Origin of the sequence: Paraflavitalea pollutisoli, from assembly GCF_029360705.1 — a bacterium.
In the GTDB taxonomy this organism is placed as follows: Bacteria; Bacteroidota; Bacteroidia; order Chitinophagales; family Chitinophagaceae; genus Paraflavitalea; species Paraflavitalea pollutisoli.
Genome location: NZ_JARKMX010000008.1, coordinates 1,846,936 through 1,863,917 on the forward strand (window position 1 = coordinate 1,846,936; position 16,982 = coordinate 1,863,917).

Annotated in this window: 19 protein-coding genes; 12 read left to right on the forward strand and 7 right to left on the reverse strand. The window is 50.1% G+C overall.

Annotated features, from left to right (window positions below; translation table 11 throughout):
* From P2W70_RS21080 to ygiD, 8 genes are all read left to right on the forward strand, one after another.
* The gene (locus P2W70_RS21080; RefSeq protein WP_276483503.1) at nucleotides 1-1,071 is read left to right on the forward strand and encodes an alpha/beta hydrolase family protein; all 1,071 of its coding nucleotides are present in this window, start codon (nucleotides 1-3) and stop codon (nucleotides 1,069-1,071) included.
* A 224-nt stretch (nucleotides 1,072-1,295) separates the two neighbouring features.
* Nucleotides 1,296-1,559: a short-chain dehydrogenase gene (locus P2W70_RS21085; protein ID WP_276483504.1), complete on the forward strand. Its 264-nt coding sequence runs from the start codon at nucleotides 1,296-1,298 to the stop codon at nucleotides 1,557-1,559.
* 61 nt (nucleotides 1,560-1,620) lie between these two features.
* Nucleotides 1,621-2,076: a cold shock domain-containing protein gene (locus P2W70_RS21090; RefSeq protein WP_276483505.1), complete on the forward strand. Its 456-nt coding sequence runs from the start codon at nucleotides 1,621-1,623 to the stop codon at nucleotides 2,074-2,076.
* A 279-nt stretch (nucleotides 2,077-2,355) separates the two neighbouring features.
* On the forward strand, nucleotides 2,356-2,520 hold the full coding sequence (locus P2W70_RS21095) for a hypothetical protein (protein ID WP_276483506.1): 165 nt from the start codon (nucleotides 2,356-2,358) through the stop codon (nucleotides 2,518-2,520).
* Between the two features lie 187 nt (nucleotides 2,521-2,707).
* Entirely contained in the window at nucleotides 2,708-3,436 is a 729-nt protein-coding gene (locus P2W70_RS21100; protein ID WP_276483507.1) for an MBL fold metallo-hydrolase, read from the forward strand.
* A gap of 56 nt (nucleotides 3,437-3,492) precedes the next feature.
* On the forward strand, nucleotides 3,493-4,074 hold the full coding sequence (locus P2W70_RS21105; RefSeq protein ID WP_276483508.1) for a Crp/Fnr family transcriptional regulator: 582 nt from the start codon (nucleotides 3,493-3,495) through the stop codon (nucleotides 4,072-4,074).
* A 130-nt stretch (nucleotides 4,075-4,204) separates the two neighbouring features.
* Complete coding sequence (locus tag P2W70_RS21110; RefSeq protein ID WP_276483509.1) at nucleotides 4,205-4,780, forward strand: YceI family protein; 576 nt, start codon at nucleotides 4,205-4,207, stop codon at nucleotides 4,778-4,780.
* 91 nt (nucleotides 4,781-4,871) lie between these two features.
* Nucleotides 4,872-5,753, forward strand: a complete 882-nt coding sequence (ygiD, locus tag P2W70_RS21115; protein ID WP_276483510.1) for a 4,5-DOPA-extradiol-dioxygenase — start codon at nucleotides 4,872-4,874, stop codon at nucleotides 5,751-5,753.
* A 55-nt stretch (nucleotides 5,754-5,808) separates the two neighbouring features.
* On the opposite strand, the gene P2W70_RS21120 is transcribed toward ygiD, so the two are convergent.
* Together P2W70_RS21120 and P2W70_RS21125 are read right to left on the reverse strand one after the other, a co-directional pair.
* On the reverse strand, nucleotides 5,809-6,168 hold the full coding sequence (locus P2W70_RS21120; protein ID WP_276483511.1) for a hypothetical protein: 360 nt from the start codon (nucleotides 6,166-6,168) through the stop codon (nucleotides 5,809-5,811).
* A gap of 166 nt (nucleotides 6,169-6,334) precedes the next feature.
* Complete coding sequence (locus tag P2W70_RS21125; protein WP_276483512.1) at nucleotides 6,335-6,895, reverse strand: sugar O-acetyltransferase; 561 nt, start codon at nucleotides 6,893-6,895, stop codon at nucleotides 6,335-6,337.
* Between the two features lie 173 nt (nucleotides 6,896-7,068).
* Between P2W70_RS21125 and P2W70_RS21130 the strand changes: the two genes are divergently transcribed.
* From P2W70_RS21130 to P2W70_RS21145, 4 genes are all read left to right on the forward strand, one after another.
* A complete protein-coding gene (locus P2W70_RS21130) occupies nucleotides 7,069-7,812 on the forward strand; it encodes a hypothetical protein (protein ID WP_276483513.1) in 744 nt (247 codons plus the stop codon).
* Between the two features lie 98 nt (nucleotides 7,813-7,910).
* Nucleotides 7,911-8,348, forward strand: coding sequence for an RrF2 family transcriptional regulator (locus P2W70_RS21135; protein WP_276483514.1), 438 nt, complete (start codon nucleotides 7,911-7,913; stop codon nucleotides 8,346-8,348).
* Nucleotides 8,349-8,419: 71 nt separating this feature from the next.
* Nucleotides 8,420-9,622, forward strand: coding sequence for an NO-inducible flavohemoprotein (hmpA, locus tag P2W70_RS21140; RefSeq protein WP_276483515.1), 1,203 nt, complete (start codon nucleotides 8,420-8,422; stop codon nucleotides 9,620-9,622).
* A gap of 114 nt (nucleotides 9,623-9,736) precedes the next feature.
* On the forward strand, nucleotides 9,737-10,303 hold the full coding sequence (locus P2W70_RS21145; protein ID WP_276483516.1) for a dihydrofolate reductase family protein: 567 nt from the start codon (nucleotides 9,737-9,739) through the stop codon (nucleotides 10,301-10,303).
* Between the two features lie 3 nt (nucleotides 10,304-10,306).
* Here P2W70_RS21145 and P2W70_RS21150 read toward each other — a convergent pair whose 3' ends face one another.
* From P2W70_RS21150 to P2W70_RS21170, 5 genes are all read right to left on the reverse strand, one after another.
* Nucleotides 10,307-10,510, reverse strand: coding sequence for a TonB-dependent receptor (locus tag P2W70_RS21150; protein ID WP_276483517.1), 204 nt, complete (start codon nucleotides 10,508-10,510; stop codon nucleotides 10,307-10,309).
* 128 nt (nucleotides 10,511-10,638) lie between these two features.
* On the reverse strand, nucleotides 10,639-13,299 hold the full coding sequence (locus P2W70_RS21155) for a tetratricopeptide repeat-containing sensor histidine kinase (protein WP_276483518.1): 2,661 nt from the start codon (nucleotides 13,297-13,299) through the stop codon (nucleotides 10,639-10,641).
* 231 nt (nucleotides 13,300-13,530) lie between these two features.
* Nucleotides 13,531-14,751: a PQQ-dependent sugar dehydrogenase gene (locus P2W70_RS21160; protein ID WP_276483519.1), complete on the reverse strand. Its 1,221-nt coding sequence runs from the start codon at nucleotides 14,749-14,751 to the stop codon at nucleotides 13,531-13,533.
* A 173-nt stretch (nucleotides 14,752-14,924) separates the two neighbouring features.
* Nucleotides 14,925-15,692, reverse strand: coding sequence for a TIGR03915 family putative DNA repair protein (locus P2W70_RS21165; RefSeq protein WP_276483520.1), 768 nt, complete (start codon nucleotides 15,690-15,692; stop codon nucleotides 14,925-14,927).
* Nucleotides 15,692-16,951 carry a putative DNA modification/repair radical SAM protein gene (locus P2W70_RS21170; protein WP_276483521.1) on the reverse strand — a complete coding sequence of 420 codons (1,260 nt, stop codon included), beginning with the start codon at nucleotides 16,949-16,951 and terminating at the stop codon, nucleotides 15,692-15,694. The genes P2W70_RS21165 and P2W70_RS21170 overlap by 1 nt, the downstream gene beginning before the upstream one ends.
* Nucleotides 16,952-16,982 lie beyond the last annotated feature (31 nt).

Genomic DNA, 16,982 nt, shown 5'->3' on the forward strand with positions numbered 1-16,982 from the left:
ATGACACCCCAAACCATCGTCCTCAGCATCGGCCTCCTGTTGTTGCTACAGCTCACATTCGCCCATACAGCAGCCGCAACACCATCCATGCAAGACACTACGCATTATCTTCATGAAGAAAAATATGTGACCATCAACGGCAGCGAGCAATGGATCACGATCAAGGGCAATCCGACCAAACCTGCCATCCTCTTTTTTCATGGTGGCCCCGGTAGTCCGATCACGCCCTATGCCGATAACGTGTACAAGACCTGGGAGAAAGACTTTGTATTGATCCAATGGGATCAGCGAGGTACCGCCCGTACTTTCGGCAAGGTGGCACCAGCGGAGTTGACACTGGAGTACCTGCACGACCATCCGCTCACCTTATCACAAATGACAGCAGATGGTATTGCCGTCGCGGAATACGCGATCAAACAACTAAAAAAAGACAAACTCATACTGGCAGGTACGTCCTGGGGTTCCTTACTAGGCGTGCAAGTAGCCACTGCACGACCAGACCTGTTCTATGCCTATATCGGCCATTCACAGATCGTACAACCCGACAACGACAGTCTGCTGTTCAATAAAGTCTACAAGATCGCCAAGGGAAGAGATGACCGTGATGCTTTGGACAAACTGAAAATGCTGGGCCGCCCGCCTTACGAAAGAGCCCGCAACGTTGGTCAACTGTACCGCATCCTGAAAAAATATGAAGCAGCCCGCTCCACACCGCCACCCGCAGGGTGGTTTGTAGAAACCCAGGAGTACAGTAACGAACAGGATGAGCGCAACAGGGAAATGGGCGACGATTACTCCTTCGTACATTTTATTGGAGACAAACCACTCGGCGTATCAGCCATGCGCACGGGCATCGATCTGCTGCGCGACAATACCGTTTTCAAGATTCCCGTCTACCTGATACAGGGCGAACATGATATTCTCACGTCCAAAGAAACCACGCGCCGGTATTTCGACAAATTGCAGGTACCGGCGAAAAAATACGTCCTACTGCCAAATGCAGCACACGGGTTCAACCAATCGGTGGTCACGGCACAATTTGTCATAGCCAGATCGATCAAAGTGAAATAGGTAACTTTCTCCCCAGTGGCTGAGCCCGGAGCAACAGCCTTCGCCAAAGCACAAGATTATCAACCACTTACGCATTCGAAGCAGCAATGCTTCAAATCTGCCGTAAAATTCGTACCTTTACAGCCTTATATTCCTCCCTACACCTGTAATCGTAGCTACAACATATGGTAAGGCAAGGTCATAAGTTGGCGCAAAAAATCTTATTTCTTCATTTAAATTAGTATATGACCATCGAGCAGATTCATACTTTCCTGACACGCAACGAATTCGATCGCAATCAGGTAAAAGTTAGCTTCAAAACCAGGAACTCTTTCACTGGTATCTTTATTAAGACCAATGACTATACTGAGCTGAAAGACAAGAACTTTTGGCGTGTTATCAATGAGTCGAATGTAAAGGAATACCTGAAATCGAAAGACACTAGTCTTGCACGTATTTTCAATGGCTCTGAGTTTGTTAAGCTGACGACCGTACAGGACGCAGGATAACAACTTCCAACATAACAGTATAAAAAATAACGCCTAAGGCAGGCATCACTAAAAAGTAAATATGGGAAAATCACAGGAAACATTCTCAAAAAGAGAGCGCGAAAAGCAGCGCATGAAAAAACAGCAGGATAAGAAGGAAAAGATGAATGAACGCAAATCCGGCAAAGAAAAACCTAAGTCTCTTGAAGACATGATGGCCTACCTCGACGAGAATGGCAACCTGACCAACAAACCTTTAGATCCCCGGATCAAAAAAACCTTTAACCAGGAGGACATCCAGATCGGTGTTCCCAAACAGGAAGACAAAGAACCGGATACACCCAATACTGGTACCATTACCTTCTTCAACGAGTCAAAAGGATTCGGATTTATTCAGGACTCGGACACCAGGGAACGTGTATTTTTCCACGTCAACGACCTGGCATCACAAGTTAAGGAAAACGACTTCGTCAGTTACTGGCCAGGCAAAAGCCCGAAAGGCCCCGTAGCTACCGAAGTAACCCTCGCCAAGAGGTAATTCGCACACCAGCATCCGCCCTTCCAACAGGCCACATGATAGCACCAGCAGGTGCGCATCCGAGCAGTTTAGTGCTTTTATACCCCTAAGCACCCCAACGACCAATACCGGTACAAAAATATGAATGGCCGCAGGAGTACACCACTTCCGCGGCCATTGCTCCCCGGTATCAACGCCACTCCAGCAACTACTGATCGCAGCAAGAGTATGCGATATCTTGGCTCAAATCCCCCGGAAACAACATTCCATAATTACGTAACTTTAAGAGACACGGAAAACATGGATAATAAACTCATTTACTGGATACCGGTAGTCGGCTTTATCATCTGCATAGCACGGTATGAAAAGGAAAACGACATGAGTATCTTCTGGAGCTACTACCAGGCAGCCATGGTCATCATTTTCATCGCTATTGTTTCCATCGTCGGTTATACGTCGTCATAGTACCATTGCCTGTCGGGACTTTATTTTACCTGCTATCGTAGCACATACCTGTGGCCTGCCACAGAGATGTACAGCGCATTACAGTAAAACATACAACAAGACGTCAAACCCAGGTATCGGCATAGATCAGCAGAAAGTGTACCTTCACATCCCCGGATCTATATCACAGCCCAATTAAAGAGATACCATGACGATCATACCACTCAGAGAAGGCAATTATTCGGTCGATCAACGCAAGCACTTCACGCCCATCGCCAATCCCACTGACCCTGCTACGGGCCTGAAGATGGCCATCAACCCCTTCCTGATTAAGATAGGCAACGACCAGCTATTGCTCGACACCGGCCTGCCCGATGATCAACCTGGCAACCCGGGCATCACCGAATGCCTGCGGCGCGAAAACACGACGCCCGAACAGATCACCCACGTCTTTCTCTCGCACCTCCACAAAGACCATCTCGATGGCATCGGCACTTTTGTTGCGGAAGATGAGCTCGTTCCCCGCTTCCCCCATGCCAAGGTCTATCTGCAGCAGCGCGAATACGACTATGCCCTGACACAAACCGACAACCCATCCTACCGGCCCGCCATGCTCCGGCTGCTGCCTACCCTGCCCAATCTGGTCTGGCTCAACGACAATGAGGGAAATATTACCGACCAGCTTAGTTACCTCGTCACCGGCGGACACTCGCCCTTTCACCAGGTTTGCTGGATACGCGAAGAAGCACAGACCGTTTTCTACGGAGCCGATAACCTGCCGCAGAAATCCTACCTCAAACCCGGACTGGCCTACAAAAGCGATTACGACGGCAGCAAGGCCCGTCAATGGCGTCAGCAATGGATCAAAACTGCCAAAGAAGAAAACTGGGTCATCCTGCTCTACCATGATCTCACCACCCCAGCCATCACCTTATAACCACTGCCCCACGACCAAAAAGAGTTGCATCTTTGTAACCACATCAAACCAGCTACATGTTCGAAAAATTCCTGGAGCAATTCAATAAAAAGGTGCCGCTTACCGCTGCAGAATCCACACAACTCCAGGAGCACCTGACCGTCAAAAAGGTGCGTAAAAAGCAATACCTGCTGCAGGAAGGCGAAGTGTGCAAAAACCTCGCATTCGTTGAAAAGGGCCTTTTGCGTGCCTACAGCATCGACGACACCGGTCGCGAACACATCATCCAGTTTGCCCTGGAAGGCTGGGTCATTTCCGATCTATACAGCTTTCTCACGGGCGAGCCGGCCACCTACAACATCGAAGCCATAGAAGATACCGAGGTAGTACTGATCAGTCAGTCCGCACACGCCACCCTGTTGCTGCAAATACCCAAGTATGAGACCTTTACACGGCTCAATATAACAGGCGCTTACCTGGCCATGCAAAAACGCCTCACGTCCACCATCAGCGCTACCCTGGAGGATCGCTACGAAGCCTTTATTGCCCTCTATCCCCATATTGCAGAAAGGGTACCCCAGCATATGATCGCTGCTTATCTCGGCCTCACCCCCGAAACCCTCAGCCGTGTCAGGAAACGCATCTCCCTGCACAAGTAATGGAGCAAACCCCTCCCTATTGCCCCACATCAACCCGATTTATTGACCAAAAGCAATGGCCAGGGAAGTCGGGCATGGTAGTTTTGCGTCAGCAATTGGACAATTTCATTACACATAAAAACTACGAACCATGAAAAAGCTCATGCTCATTGCCGCGGCCTTTATCACCCTGTCAGCCTTTACGGCCATCAACTCCCTGTGGAAGAATGACCCTCCCCACACACAGCTCGGCTTCACTGTCACCCACCTCGGCATCAACGACGTTACGGGTTATTTCCGCGACTTCGAAGTGAGTATCGAATCGACCAAACCGGATTTCACCGACGCGGTCTTTACCCTGACCGCCAAAACCGCCTCCATCGACACCCGCGTCGAGCAGCGCGACAATCACCTGAGAAGTGCCGACTTCTTCGATGTAGAGCAATATCCAGCACTTAACTTCAAGAGTACCTCTATTAAAAAAGGGGCTAAGAATACTTATAAACTTGCTGGCGAACTGACCCTCCACGGCGTTACCAAACCAGTTATCATGGACCTGGAATACCGCGGGACCACCGCCAACCCGATGAGCAAGAAACCGACCGCAGGCTTCCGCCTGACAGGTACTATCAAGCGGTCCGACTTCGGCATCGGCACCAAATTCCCTGCTACCCTGGTCAGTGATGATGTGCGCATCAAGGCCGACGGCGAGTTTACACAACCCTAAGTGCACAGCAATACCTTACACCGGTATCGGGGTCGATACCGGTGTATTGACGCCCCCCCCAAACAAGTACATCAATTCGTAGTCAGCAATCATGGAAAGGAAAGACTTTATACAAACAATGATGATGGGAGCGGCCGGCATTACCGGATTCAATGAACTGAAACTGTTTACCGGCACCCTTCCCGTCCGGGAAAGTCTGATGCCTGTGTTGTTCATCGGTCACGGATCACCCATGAATGGTATTGAAAACAATGCGTTCTCGGCCAAATGGAAGGCCCTTGGACAAGAGATACCCACTCCATCCGCGGTGATCGTCGTCTCCGCACATTGGTTTACACAGGGCACCAAAATAACCGCCATGGACTTCCCCAAAACCATCCATGATTTCGGAGGATTTCCCAAGGCCTTGTTCGATGTACAATACAAAGCCCCGGGGCATCCTGCACTGGCAGCTGAAACAGCGGGCTTGTTGCAGGCCGCTAAAGTGGAACTTGACCACGACTGGGGCCTGGATCATGGCGCCTGGACCATTATACGCCACATGTATCCCGAGGCCAATACCCCCGTACTACAACTAAGTATCGATTACAGCAAACCACCACAATTCCATTATGAGCTTGCGCGGGAAATGTTTGCCCTGCGCAAAAAAAGGGTATTGATCGTTGGTAGTGGCAACATGGTACATAACCTGCGCATGATTGCCTGGGACAAAATGCAACAACCCTCCTATGGATACGATTGGGCGTTACAGCTCAATGAAAAATTCAAACACTTCATTACGACCGGCGATCACCGGCCCCTGATACAATACGAACTATTGGGCAGAGAGGCGCAACTCGCCATTCCTACCCCCGAGCACTACCTGCCCTTACTGTACACGCTTGGATTAAAAGGCAAAAATGACGCTGTAGAGATTTTCAATGATAAAGCTGTAGGCGGTTCCCTGACGATGACTTCCGTCAAACTGGGATAACAGCAAAAGGGCCTGCCCATTGGCAAGCCCTGTGTATCGATACGAAGTTGGTAGTTTATGGACAAACAGCTGTATAGGCGCCACCTGTGTAATTGGTCAATACACCATTACAAGTGTAGTTGACGTTTACAGCAAACACGCCCGGCGAACCCGCTACCGGAGATATAGAGACCGTGCTGAAACTAAGCGGCACACCATTCACCGTAAGACCAAGCAGGTATGCGGTCGAAAGATCACTGGCGATCTTTACTTCAATATTGCCGTTGCAACCGGCACTGATGTTTCCGCAATAATTCTTCCATACTTTCTTTTTTAGTGCGGTACCCGACTTGACGCTGGAAGCAGCCGGAGCGGCGGGATAAAAGGCAGTAGTAACAGCAAACAATACGGCAATGAGAAAAATCCTGGTTTTCATGATAAAACTTTAATTGGTTAATGAAGACAGGATCGATCCTTTTTACAACATCATATATGATATGATGAAAATAGGAATTACTCCATGGACCATGAAAAAAACCGACGCTTAACTGTTTACGATATTTCGCCAATGATAAACCGTATTTCCCCGCAGCCAACTGCCACTACTTCACCAAACTCCTGATCACACGGCAGGGATTACCCACTGCAACCACATTGGCAGGAATGGATTTCGTCACCACACTGCCGGCGCCAATCACCGTGTTGTCGCCAATCGTTACACCCGGCAACAAAACACTGTTACCACCAATCCACACGTTGTTGCCAATGGTAACCGGATAAGCAAACTCCACACCTGCCACGCGGGGCCCTGCCTCCAAAGGATGACCGGCGGTATAAATACCAACGTTAGGTGCCAGCAACACGTTGTCGCCGATGCGCACCGCTGCGCAATCCAGGATCGTGCAGTTCACGTTGGCATAGAAATTCTCCCCGACGTAAATATTATACCCGTAGTCACAATGAAAATTTCGCTCTATGGTGAAATTGTCACCCGTGCTACCCAGCAGCCTCCTCAACAATGCATAGCGTTCCGCTTTTCTGGCGGGCGGAATCGCCGCCACCTCAAACAAGCGCTGGCTGGCAGCTTCCCGTTCTTGCACCAATTCATCATCAGCTGATAGATAAGGCTGCCCACTGATCATTTTTTGTTTCTCCGTCATCATATCCTCATTATTTCAGGGCAAGATAATTCAGAATAGTGGCTTACTCAGCGGTATGCCGTACCGACCCGGTAACACGACACCTCCAACACCTAAAACTTAGTTAAAATCCCGCGTTCAGGCACTTCCCGCCCCTGCTAAAGGTTAAATTGGTAGTGGACCGCAATACGCTTACCATGGGGAGAAATGCTACACGACTACAAATCATCTTCTTCAGTATCCTGATCACTGGTTACGTCATCCTGCAATACAGTTGGGTCCAATCCTTACAACGAAAGAAATGGGAGCAGTTCAGGACCAATATTTCGATGGCCATGACCACGGCTACCCAGCAACTCCGGGGCCTCCCCCTCCAGGCCAAAGAAAGCGATTCGATCATCAAAAACACGATGCAGCAAAGCTTCTCCGCCCGGGAGCTTGGTAAAGTCCCTTTTGAATACCAGGTCGTCATGGCTAACCAGCAGCTGACTTCCCGTCATTTCTTACAACTTCAGCGGGAACCTACTGCCAACCACACTTTTGTACACATGCTCGATGAAAAAGACGGATTACAACCCGTAGCCGACCGCCTGACGATCACCATCCCCAATGCCAGGTCTATTGTACTGCAGGGCATGAATTGGGTCATCGCAGCCGCTGTAACCCTTACATTGCTGTTGGTCACGATCCTTGGATTTGCCTGGCATTGGGGACACCGGCAACAGCAGCTTTTCAACGCCCGTAAAAGCAAAGCCATCGAAGACATGATCACGCAAATAAGAATGCCGCTGCACACCATCGCAACAGCAGCTGACAACATGCAACATGCCGTACAGTCCGCCGACCCTCACACCCTGAAGGACCAGCAAACGGTTATCCAAAAAGAAAGCAACAAGATCAACGACCTGATCAGGCGAATATTCGGTCGGTTCGATTCGTGAATCACCCCCTCCACCAACGAATTCATAATAAAAGATAAAATCATCCTTTATTAAGGATTACCCCTTATCTTTGCACTCTAATAACCCGATAAAGCTCCATGGGGGTATTTTCAAAAACATGTGAATACGGAATACGGGCGGTATTGTACATCGCCCATCGCACGACCGACGGATCGCGTGTGGGCATCAAAGAGATCGCTGCTGCAGTAGATACACCCGAGTCTTTTCTGGCCAAAATACTGCAAGACCTCAGTCGCAAAGGAGTGATACAATCCATTAAAGGACCCAATGGCGGATTCTTCCTGGAAACACCCAGCCTGCAACGCCCCCTGGCCGATATCGTCAAGGCATTGGATGGCGATGAAGTATTCAGCGGATGTGGTATGGGCCTTACCCAATGCTCGGAGAAAAATCCCTGCCCACTGCACAAAGAATTTAAGAAAGTACGCAACCAACTGGCACACATGATGACCACCACCACGATTGGCCAATTCAACAAGGAATTGCTGAAAGGAACGCTATCGCTAAAAAAGTAAACGCTTTTTATTTTCCTTAATAAAGGATAAAAAGGTCTTTATATACTATTATTCATCTAAAATACCATCACATGATGACCACTGCACAGCAGGAACTGGTGACGGCTACCGTACCCATATTGAGAGAACATGGCGTGTTGCTGACATCACATTTTTACAAACGTATGTTTACCCATAACCCCGAACTGAAGCATGTATTCAACATGGGTAATCAACAAAACAGCAAACAACAAACCGCACTGGCACTCGCCGTGCTCGCCTATGCGGAACACATCGAAAACCCCACCGTATTATTGCCCGAGATCGATTCTATCGGGCAAAAGCATACCAGCCTCGACATACGGCCCGAACACTACCAGATCGTCGGCAGGCACCTGATCGCCGCCATAGGAGAAGTACTGGGTGAAGCCGCTACCCCAGCGTTGCTCGATGCCTGGACGGCCGCCTATAAACAATTGGCCCAGATCATGTCGGGTCACGAAGCTGGGCTCTACCAGGCGCAAACCGCAAAGCAGGGTGGCTGGACAGGCTGGCGCCCCTTCGTGTTGAAACGCAAAGTGCGGGAGTCGGCAGAGATCACCTCCTTTTATCTGTACCCTTCTGATGGTGGTCCCGTGGCCAGCTTTACACCCGGCCAGTACGTGAGCGTTCGGTTATTCCTGCCAGAGATCAACCTGGTACAGCCTCGCCAATACAGCTTATCTGCCGCACCCAATGGAGCTTATTATCGCATCTCGGTTAAAAAGGAAATCGGTAGCCATCATCCCGACGGTATGATCAGCAATCGCCTGCACAACGTCGTACAGGAAGGGGACATCATCGAAGTGTCTGCCCCCGCCGGAAGTTTTGTATTACAGCCGATAGCAGAAAAGCCGGTAGTTTTTATCAGCGGCGGCGTAGGACAAACACCGCTCGTCAGCATGCTCGAAAGCCTGATCCAGTCTGGCAGTAACCAACCCATTACCTGGGTGCATGGCTGTCGCAATGAAGACGTACACGCTTTCCAGGAGCAGGTGAGCCAATGGGATGATCAGCATGCCCACATTAGCCTGCACCTGTTTTACGACCACCACGCAGGCCAAAGCTGGGCACATCCGGGTTTTGTCGATCTGCAAAAATTGCCGGCAGAAACGCTCGACAGCGAAGCAAAATACTATATCTGCGGACCAGCACCCTTCATCAAAAAACATGTTGAATACCTCACCAGCCGGGGTATCGACCACCAGCATATTCACTTTGAAGAGTTTGGCCCAGCCTCCCTGCGGCTAAACTAAACCATGCGCTATACATAAAAGGGGCCTGATCGTCTTCGGCGATCAGGCCCCTTTGTTAGTGCTCCTCTACGCAGATGGTCTCATTTTTGCCGGCTTTCCCGTAAAACGATCACCATGCGAAAACTCATCTTCCAGCAATTCATGTCGCTGGATGCCATGGCCGCCGATGCTGCCGGCACCACACAATTCTTTGAATCGCCCGTATACAGTGCCACCTCCGACGATGACTTGTTGACAGAAATGCAGCAATTCGACACTATCCTCCTGGGCGCCAATACCTATAAAATGTTTGTGGAATTCTGGCCTTCAGCGTCTAACGACGAACAGATCGTTGCCGACAAGCTCAACAGCATACCCAAGATCGTTTTCTCTAAAACACTGCAAGCAGCTCCCTGGGGCCAATGGCCAGCTGCCACCATTGAGCCGGGCGATGCGGTAGCTGCCGTTCAACGACTCAAACAACAACCCGGAAAGAATATGGTGTTATGGGGAAGTATCTCCCTATCACAGTCGCTCATGAAAGCCAACCTCATCGATGAATACCACCTGAGGATCGTACCGGTCGTATTAGAAAAAGGCCGCCCGAACTTTTACGCTACAGGCAGCCTCGATCTTTCCTTGACGGAATCTAAACAATATGCATCTGGACTGGTACTGCTCAAATATGTACCCAGGTCGTGATCGTTAAAATTTAACGCCTACACTCAGGATAGCGCGACGCCCCCACATAGACTCATACAGGCCGCTGCGTGCCAGGTATCCACGTTGATCGGTGAGGTTGGTTACGTTGAAGCGCGTAAAGAAGCTACCGATCGTATAACCTACAGCAGCATCCATACTCCAGTAAGGCTCCAGGCGCAGGCGACAAAGCCGTGAATGCTGTACCACGAACCGTACGGTTGTACCGCAGGCCCAACATCAGGTGTACACGGTTATTCCAAAACTTCAACTGGTCTTGTACATACACACCCAATCTTTTGAGGATAGCATGATCAAACAGGAGCATCCATTATCTGCTAAACGGAATCTGAATTCACGGATACAACAGCCGCAGCCATATTTCCTTTCGGGAATCGCACAGCAATGATCGTACCCTGCCGGTTTTCCAGTTCAAAGACACCTTCAATATCCCGGGCAAGCCCTTGCATCAGGCTCATGCCCAGAGATGGTGGCTTACCCTCCTCTTCAATGACAGAGATGCCCTTGCCATTATCAGCAATGGTCAGCAACAGGTCATCGTCGCCATCTGGCAGCAAGCGGATAGCAATAGTGCCGGCATCGGTAAATGCATACTTATAGGCATTGGTGACCGCCTCGTTCAGAATGAGCCCGATCGGCAACGCTTTGGCGATATCGAGGGTAATGGGCGCTACGTCAAGTACGAAATGAATATTGCGTCGGTCATCCGAAGAATCCTGTAGCCAGGCGACCAACTCCTGGATATAATGTTCCATATCGACCATGGCCGGGTTGTCGGACTGATACAGTTTTTTATGGATCAAAGAGATGGCGTTCACCCGCCGCTGACTATCGCGGATCGCAGCAATGGCCGCATCATCCTGCAGGTAATAAGATTGTGTATTCAACAGGCTTGTCACCACCTGCAGGTTATTTTTCACCCGGTGGTGCACCTCCCGCAACAGCCATACTTTTTCATCGAGTAATTTTTCCAGCGTTTTATTCTTCTGCTCGATGAGCTCCTGCTGTTTTTGTAGCTGCCGGTTGCTGCGTTGCTTGAGCCGGTAGCGGCTATAAATAAGGATCAGCAGCAGTGCCAGCAATAGCACCCCGGCCACGATCAGGTTACGGGTGACCCGCGCCTGTGCCAGCAACTTCTTTTGCAGGTTCGATTCACTGTTCAGGTAACGGTTGGTTTCCTGCGCATGATGCAGGGAATCGCCCTGCAGCCGCGCTTCATTCCGTGCGGCCCGCAGGTGCTGATCCTGGATACTGTCACGTTGCGCAGCCGTTAACCGTGTCGTCTCCAGTAGCGCATCCCGCAACAGGGCCCTATCGGTCAACCACCTCACTTCCTGCGTACGCTGATCGAGCAGTTGTTGTTGCTGCGCAGTGGCGTATTTCAGGTTCAGCTCTTCCATTTGTCCCAGTTTCTCCAGGTTAAAAACACTATCGCTTAACAGCTTGTGCAGGGTATACCGTTTCAGTGCCGTAAAATAATCGCCCCGCGCGCTATCGATGCGGTAGCGCATCAATTCGATAGTCATTTGCCGGTGCAGCGTGATCATCGTTTTGGGTACCCGGTCGATCTCCAACAGAAACTGCTCCGCTTCGTCAAACGCCTTTGCCCGGATCGATAGCTGGGTCAGATACATGTAAATATCTCCCCGCAACCCACCTGCACCATCCCCGAGGGAGGCAACGATCTTCGCCGCTTCCAACAGCTCGGCTTTCGCCAACGTCAGTTCGCCGGTAGCCAGGTGATATTGCCCCTTCAGCTTCTTGTAGCCGGCCTGGTGGAGCGGCGTGGTATTCGGCACCTTGCTTCCCCGCTCTTCCAGGTATTTTAAGGCTGCCTGCGGTCCCTGGCGGTAGTTGACCAGACCAGCATGCGTAAGGATATAAAAGTAATCCCGGTATTGCTCAGGTGGCCCTCCATCGGTAATGGTAGCCATATTCTCATAATACTGCCTGGTGTTGCCAAAATTGCTGTACACCTCGCCCAACCGGGCACGGTAGATATTGTGGAGAAAGACATTGTCCTTGACCTTCAACGCATCGTCCAGCGCAGCCTGTCCGTAGTGCAGGGCCTTTTCGGCATTGCCGTTCGCCAGGTTGATCTTTGTCAGCATTTCATAGATCGCATAACGCGATATGCCCGATTTGGCCACGTAGCGCTCATCTGCCTCCATATAAGCACGCTCGGCATCCTTCATCCGCCCTCGAAAAAAATACATGTCTCCTTGTGCATACAGGGTCTGCACCAGTTTGTCGACCAGCCCGAGCTTGCGCTCCAGTGCAATGACCTTAGGCAGCACATCGAGTCGCTCGGGGTGTGTGGTATCCGTCCACCCGATCTCCCCATCGAAGATCTGCCAGGCACCCAATTCTCCTGCATCATCTTTCTTTTTATGCAGGTAATCGGTCACCGCCAAAAAATGTTCTTTGAACTTGGGCAGGTTACCCATTGCTTTATAAGTAAGGCCGATATAATAATTGGCCTCATTTTCTTCATCGGGACTATTCCGCTCCTTTGCCAGGCGCTGGAACATCATTGCGTAATGAAATGCACTATCGATAGCGCCCGGTTGCTTGCTGCGGGAATAGCAAACAGAGATCAGGCGGGTGATATAGTGATAAGTCAAAGGAGAGCCACTGCGAAACAACTGTGTCAAAGCTACCGGGTCCGACCGCTCCCAGGCAACATTAATTTCCAGGTATTTCGCCGCCTCCAGTCCAGCCTGGTGATGCAGGGCTTTGTAAATAACGCCGGCATTCCGGGCCAGTACCAGGCCAGAATCAAGGTCAATGGCCAACTCACCGGGTTTGCTCACGCAAGATCTCCCGAGTGTCAACATCTGCTCGGCCAACGCCGTATCTGCCAACTGAATACGGTGACCAGCCTCCACCCCTTTCATCAGGCGCGCACGCTCCGATGACTGGGCTATGATCGCCAGAGGAATGGCAGAAAATATAAAACAGTACAAGAGGATCTTCATGAAACAGTCATTTGGTCGGTACTTACACCAGAGCTCAGGCATAGCCTGTTGAGGCCGCGTCGGGCCGTCGCGCCTGATACGCCAATAAAGATAGTTCTTGTACCTGCACGAAAGAAACGCTATCACAACTTCGGCAATTACTTACAGCTCAATGCCCACAACAGGCTGGCGGCAACGGCAAAAGGCTGTCCGCCGGGACAGCCTTTTTGCATAGCAAGAGATACTTATATATTATTGCTTTTTGATCTGGTACAGGCGACCTTCGTCGGTCACTGCATACAGGGCGCCATCTTTGCCTTGCGTTACATCGCGGAAGCGTTGACCTTCGCCAGCCAGTAATCTTTCTTCACCCACTACTTTGTTGTTGCGGATGACCAGGCGGGCAATATGCTTACCACTCAAGGAACCGATGAACAGGTTGTTCTTCCATTCCGAAATACTATCGCTGCTGTAGAAGGTCATACCACTTGGCGAGATCACCGGATCCCAATAATAAACCGGCTGGTCAAGACCGTCTTTTTGCGTAATACCTTCACCAATTGTCGCACCGCTGTATTCGATACCATATGTAATGGTAGGCCAGCCATAATTCTTACCAGCCTGGATCAGGTTGATCTCATCGCCGCCGCGTGGACCATGCTCGCCTTGCCACAGATCACCTGTTTGTGGATGAATAGCGAGGCTCTGCACATTGCGATGACCGATCGTCCACAATTCGGGCAATGCACCAGACTGGTTGAAGTTGGGATTACCCGGAGCAGCCTGGCCATTTTTGGTAATGCGGATCACTTTACCAAGACCCGATTTTACATCCTGCGCCAATGGCCTGGTAGCCAGATCCGAACGTTCACCAGTACTCACAAACAGGTTGCCATCTTTGTCAAACACGACACGGCCACCATAGTGCAGTGTGCCGTTATAGGCTGGCAATGCACGATAAATGACGGTAGCGCCTTGAATTGTTTTTTCATCATCAGATAATTTACCCTTGCCAACAGCGGTGTTGGTACCGCCCGCCACTGGCTCCGCAAATGCCCAGTACACCATCCGGTTGGTCGCAAATTCAGGATCGAGTGTAACACCTAATAAACCACCCTGACCATTGGCGTTTACAGTTGGCAGTCCGGTAATGGCTGCACCAAGTTCACCTGTCGTTGTAGCAATGCGCATGGTGCCTCCTTTCTGGGTGATCAGCAAACGGCCATCAGGAAGCGCCGTTACGCCCCAGGGCGCTGTCAGCGCTGAAGTAAGGACCTTTGATTGAAAGGACGTTGCAGTCTGCACACTGCCGATACGTGTTTGTCCGGCAAAGGCAGGTTTGTATTGGGTATTCGCGGGGTTGTTTTCTACGGGAGCACCGGTTTCCGGTAAGTTTCCATCATCGTCATCTTTTTTGCAGGAAGCAATGGCCAGCACGGAAGAAGCCAGGAACGGAATAAGAATGTTTTTCATTGTTTTGATTTTAATAGAAATTGTGGGTGTAATCTTTCAGCTTTCTATAAATCAAAAAGCGGGCCTGTATAATGCCAGGCTACAGGCTCCCGTTGGCATCGTTGATAAAATTCCCCTAATTAAATCCTTTAAAAGGTTGAAAAGAACGGATGAGGGCAGTTACAGCCCGCCCTTCACAACAGTTTCTCCGGCAGATACTTCCAGTATCGTCTGGGCATGTGTTGAATATGCAACCGGGTATTTTTGCGCGCCAAGATATTGACACTACTAAAGTATTGCTGCCAGAGCAACTGATACAACCCTTCCTGCTCATCCTGTATACTGCGGATATCTTTACCCGCCGCCACTTCCTCCGAAAAGTGCATAGCAACTGTTGTTACCGATTCTTTATCATAATAGATCCCATATTTACGCCGCGCGTCATAGATCAACCAAAGCTGATCGGCGTAGCGGTCCTGAAAATGTTGCCTGATAAGCGGCAACACATCGAAATCGGGTTCAACGACCGCGTAATACAAGTGATCGCGGGTCAATTGAAACCGTACAAAGGCTTCCATGCGATGTTTCTCCCGGTGCACCATACGGGCCATTTGAACCACCCTGAGCACTGCGGGATGACTGAAATCCTGCTCAACACTAACCGTATTGGCAAACACATGCCTTATATAGTCAAGTAACACATTGTCAATATCCGGTTGTTCCGACAAAAACGCCTTGTACAGATCACCGAGCGCTTTCGCCGACAGTTTATGTTCCAGCCCCTTCCACACGCGCCGACATTTATCACCACTTGCTACTACCTGATGAGTAGTGTTAAAAATAGTGTCCTGGTAATTGGACGATCTGCTGAAAGCAACCTCCGCCAACTTGTATTCGTATACCTCAAAGACAGCCGTCAGCAACCCCTCGAAGCTGCCATCATAAGTAACTACAGTGATCATCAGAACATACTTAGCTGTGGTGAAAAATTGGCGGAATACTTACTATTGCCTAAGGCGAGGATCTGTTGTTTAATGGCAACAGGCGTCAGGTCGCGCCGTTCAAAATCGGCGCTGTGGCAGGTAATAAAATAACGCGCCCTCGTGATGGGCACACCCATCTTTTTCAAATGCTCCCAATTGAGTTTATTAAATCTCCTGGCAGCCACGATCTTTTCGGCAGAGCCGATACCAATACCAGGCACCCGCTTGATGAGCTGCAGATCTGCCTGGTTGATATCGATGGGAAATAACTGCAGGTTGCGTAAGGCCCAGCTCAGTTTGGGATCGATGTCCATATCGAGCAATGGTGCATCCGGAGATACAATTTCGTTGACGGTAAAACCATAAAAGCGCAGCAGCCAGTCTGCCTGGTACAGGCGGTTTTCCCGCACCATGGGCACGGGTGTTCCGAGTGCGGGCAACCGGTTATCATTGCTGATGGGCACATAACCCGAATAATAAACACGGCGCAACTGAAAGCGACGGTAAAACTGATCCGCCATTCCCAATATCTGCAGATCGGTTTCAGGCGTGGCCCCAATCACCATTTGCGTACTCTGTCCGGCAGGTGCAAAAGTGGGCGTGGCTTTGATCAGCTTTTTTTCTTCCGTATGCTGAACGATCTGCTCCTTCAGGTAATGCATGGGCTTGATCATATCTTCCCGCTTTTTATCTGGCGCCAGCAACTGCAAACTTTTTTCCGTAGGCATCTCTACATTCACGCTCAGCCGGTCAGCATACAGCCCTGCCTCCTTCATCAATTCATCGCTGGCACCGGGAATGGTCTTCAGGTGAATGTAACCATTGAAACGATGTTCGGTACGCAGCTTTTTAGCAATGAGCACCAGTCGCTCCATGGTATAGTCTGCGTTGGAGAAAATACCCGAGCTCAAAAACAAACCTTCAATGTAATTACGCCGGTAAAAGTTGATGGTCAGGTCGACGACCTCCTGCACCGTGAATGCCGCTCTCTTGATATCATTGCTTTTGCGACTGACACAGTAAGCGCAATCATAGATACAATGATTGGTCAGCAGGATCTTCAGGAGCGATACGCAACGACCATCTTCGGTATACGCATGGCAAATACCATTACCCGTGGTGCCAAGCCCTTTGTTGTCATTTTTCCGTTTACTGCCGCTGGAAGAACACGACACATCGTATTTGGCGGCATCGGCCAGAATGGCCAGTTTCTCGCGGATCCGATCCTCACTTATCATACCACTAAAATACTAAATTAATTAGCCAGCA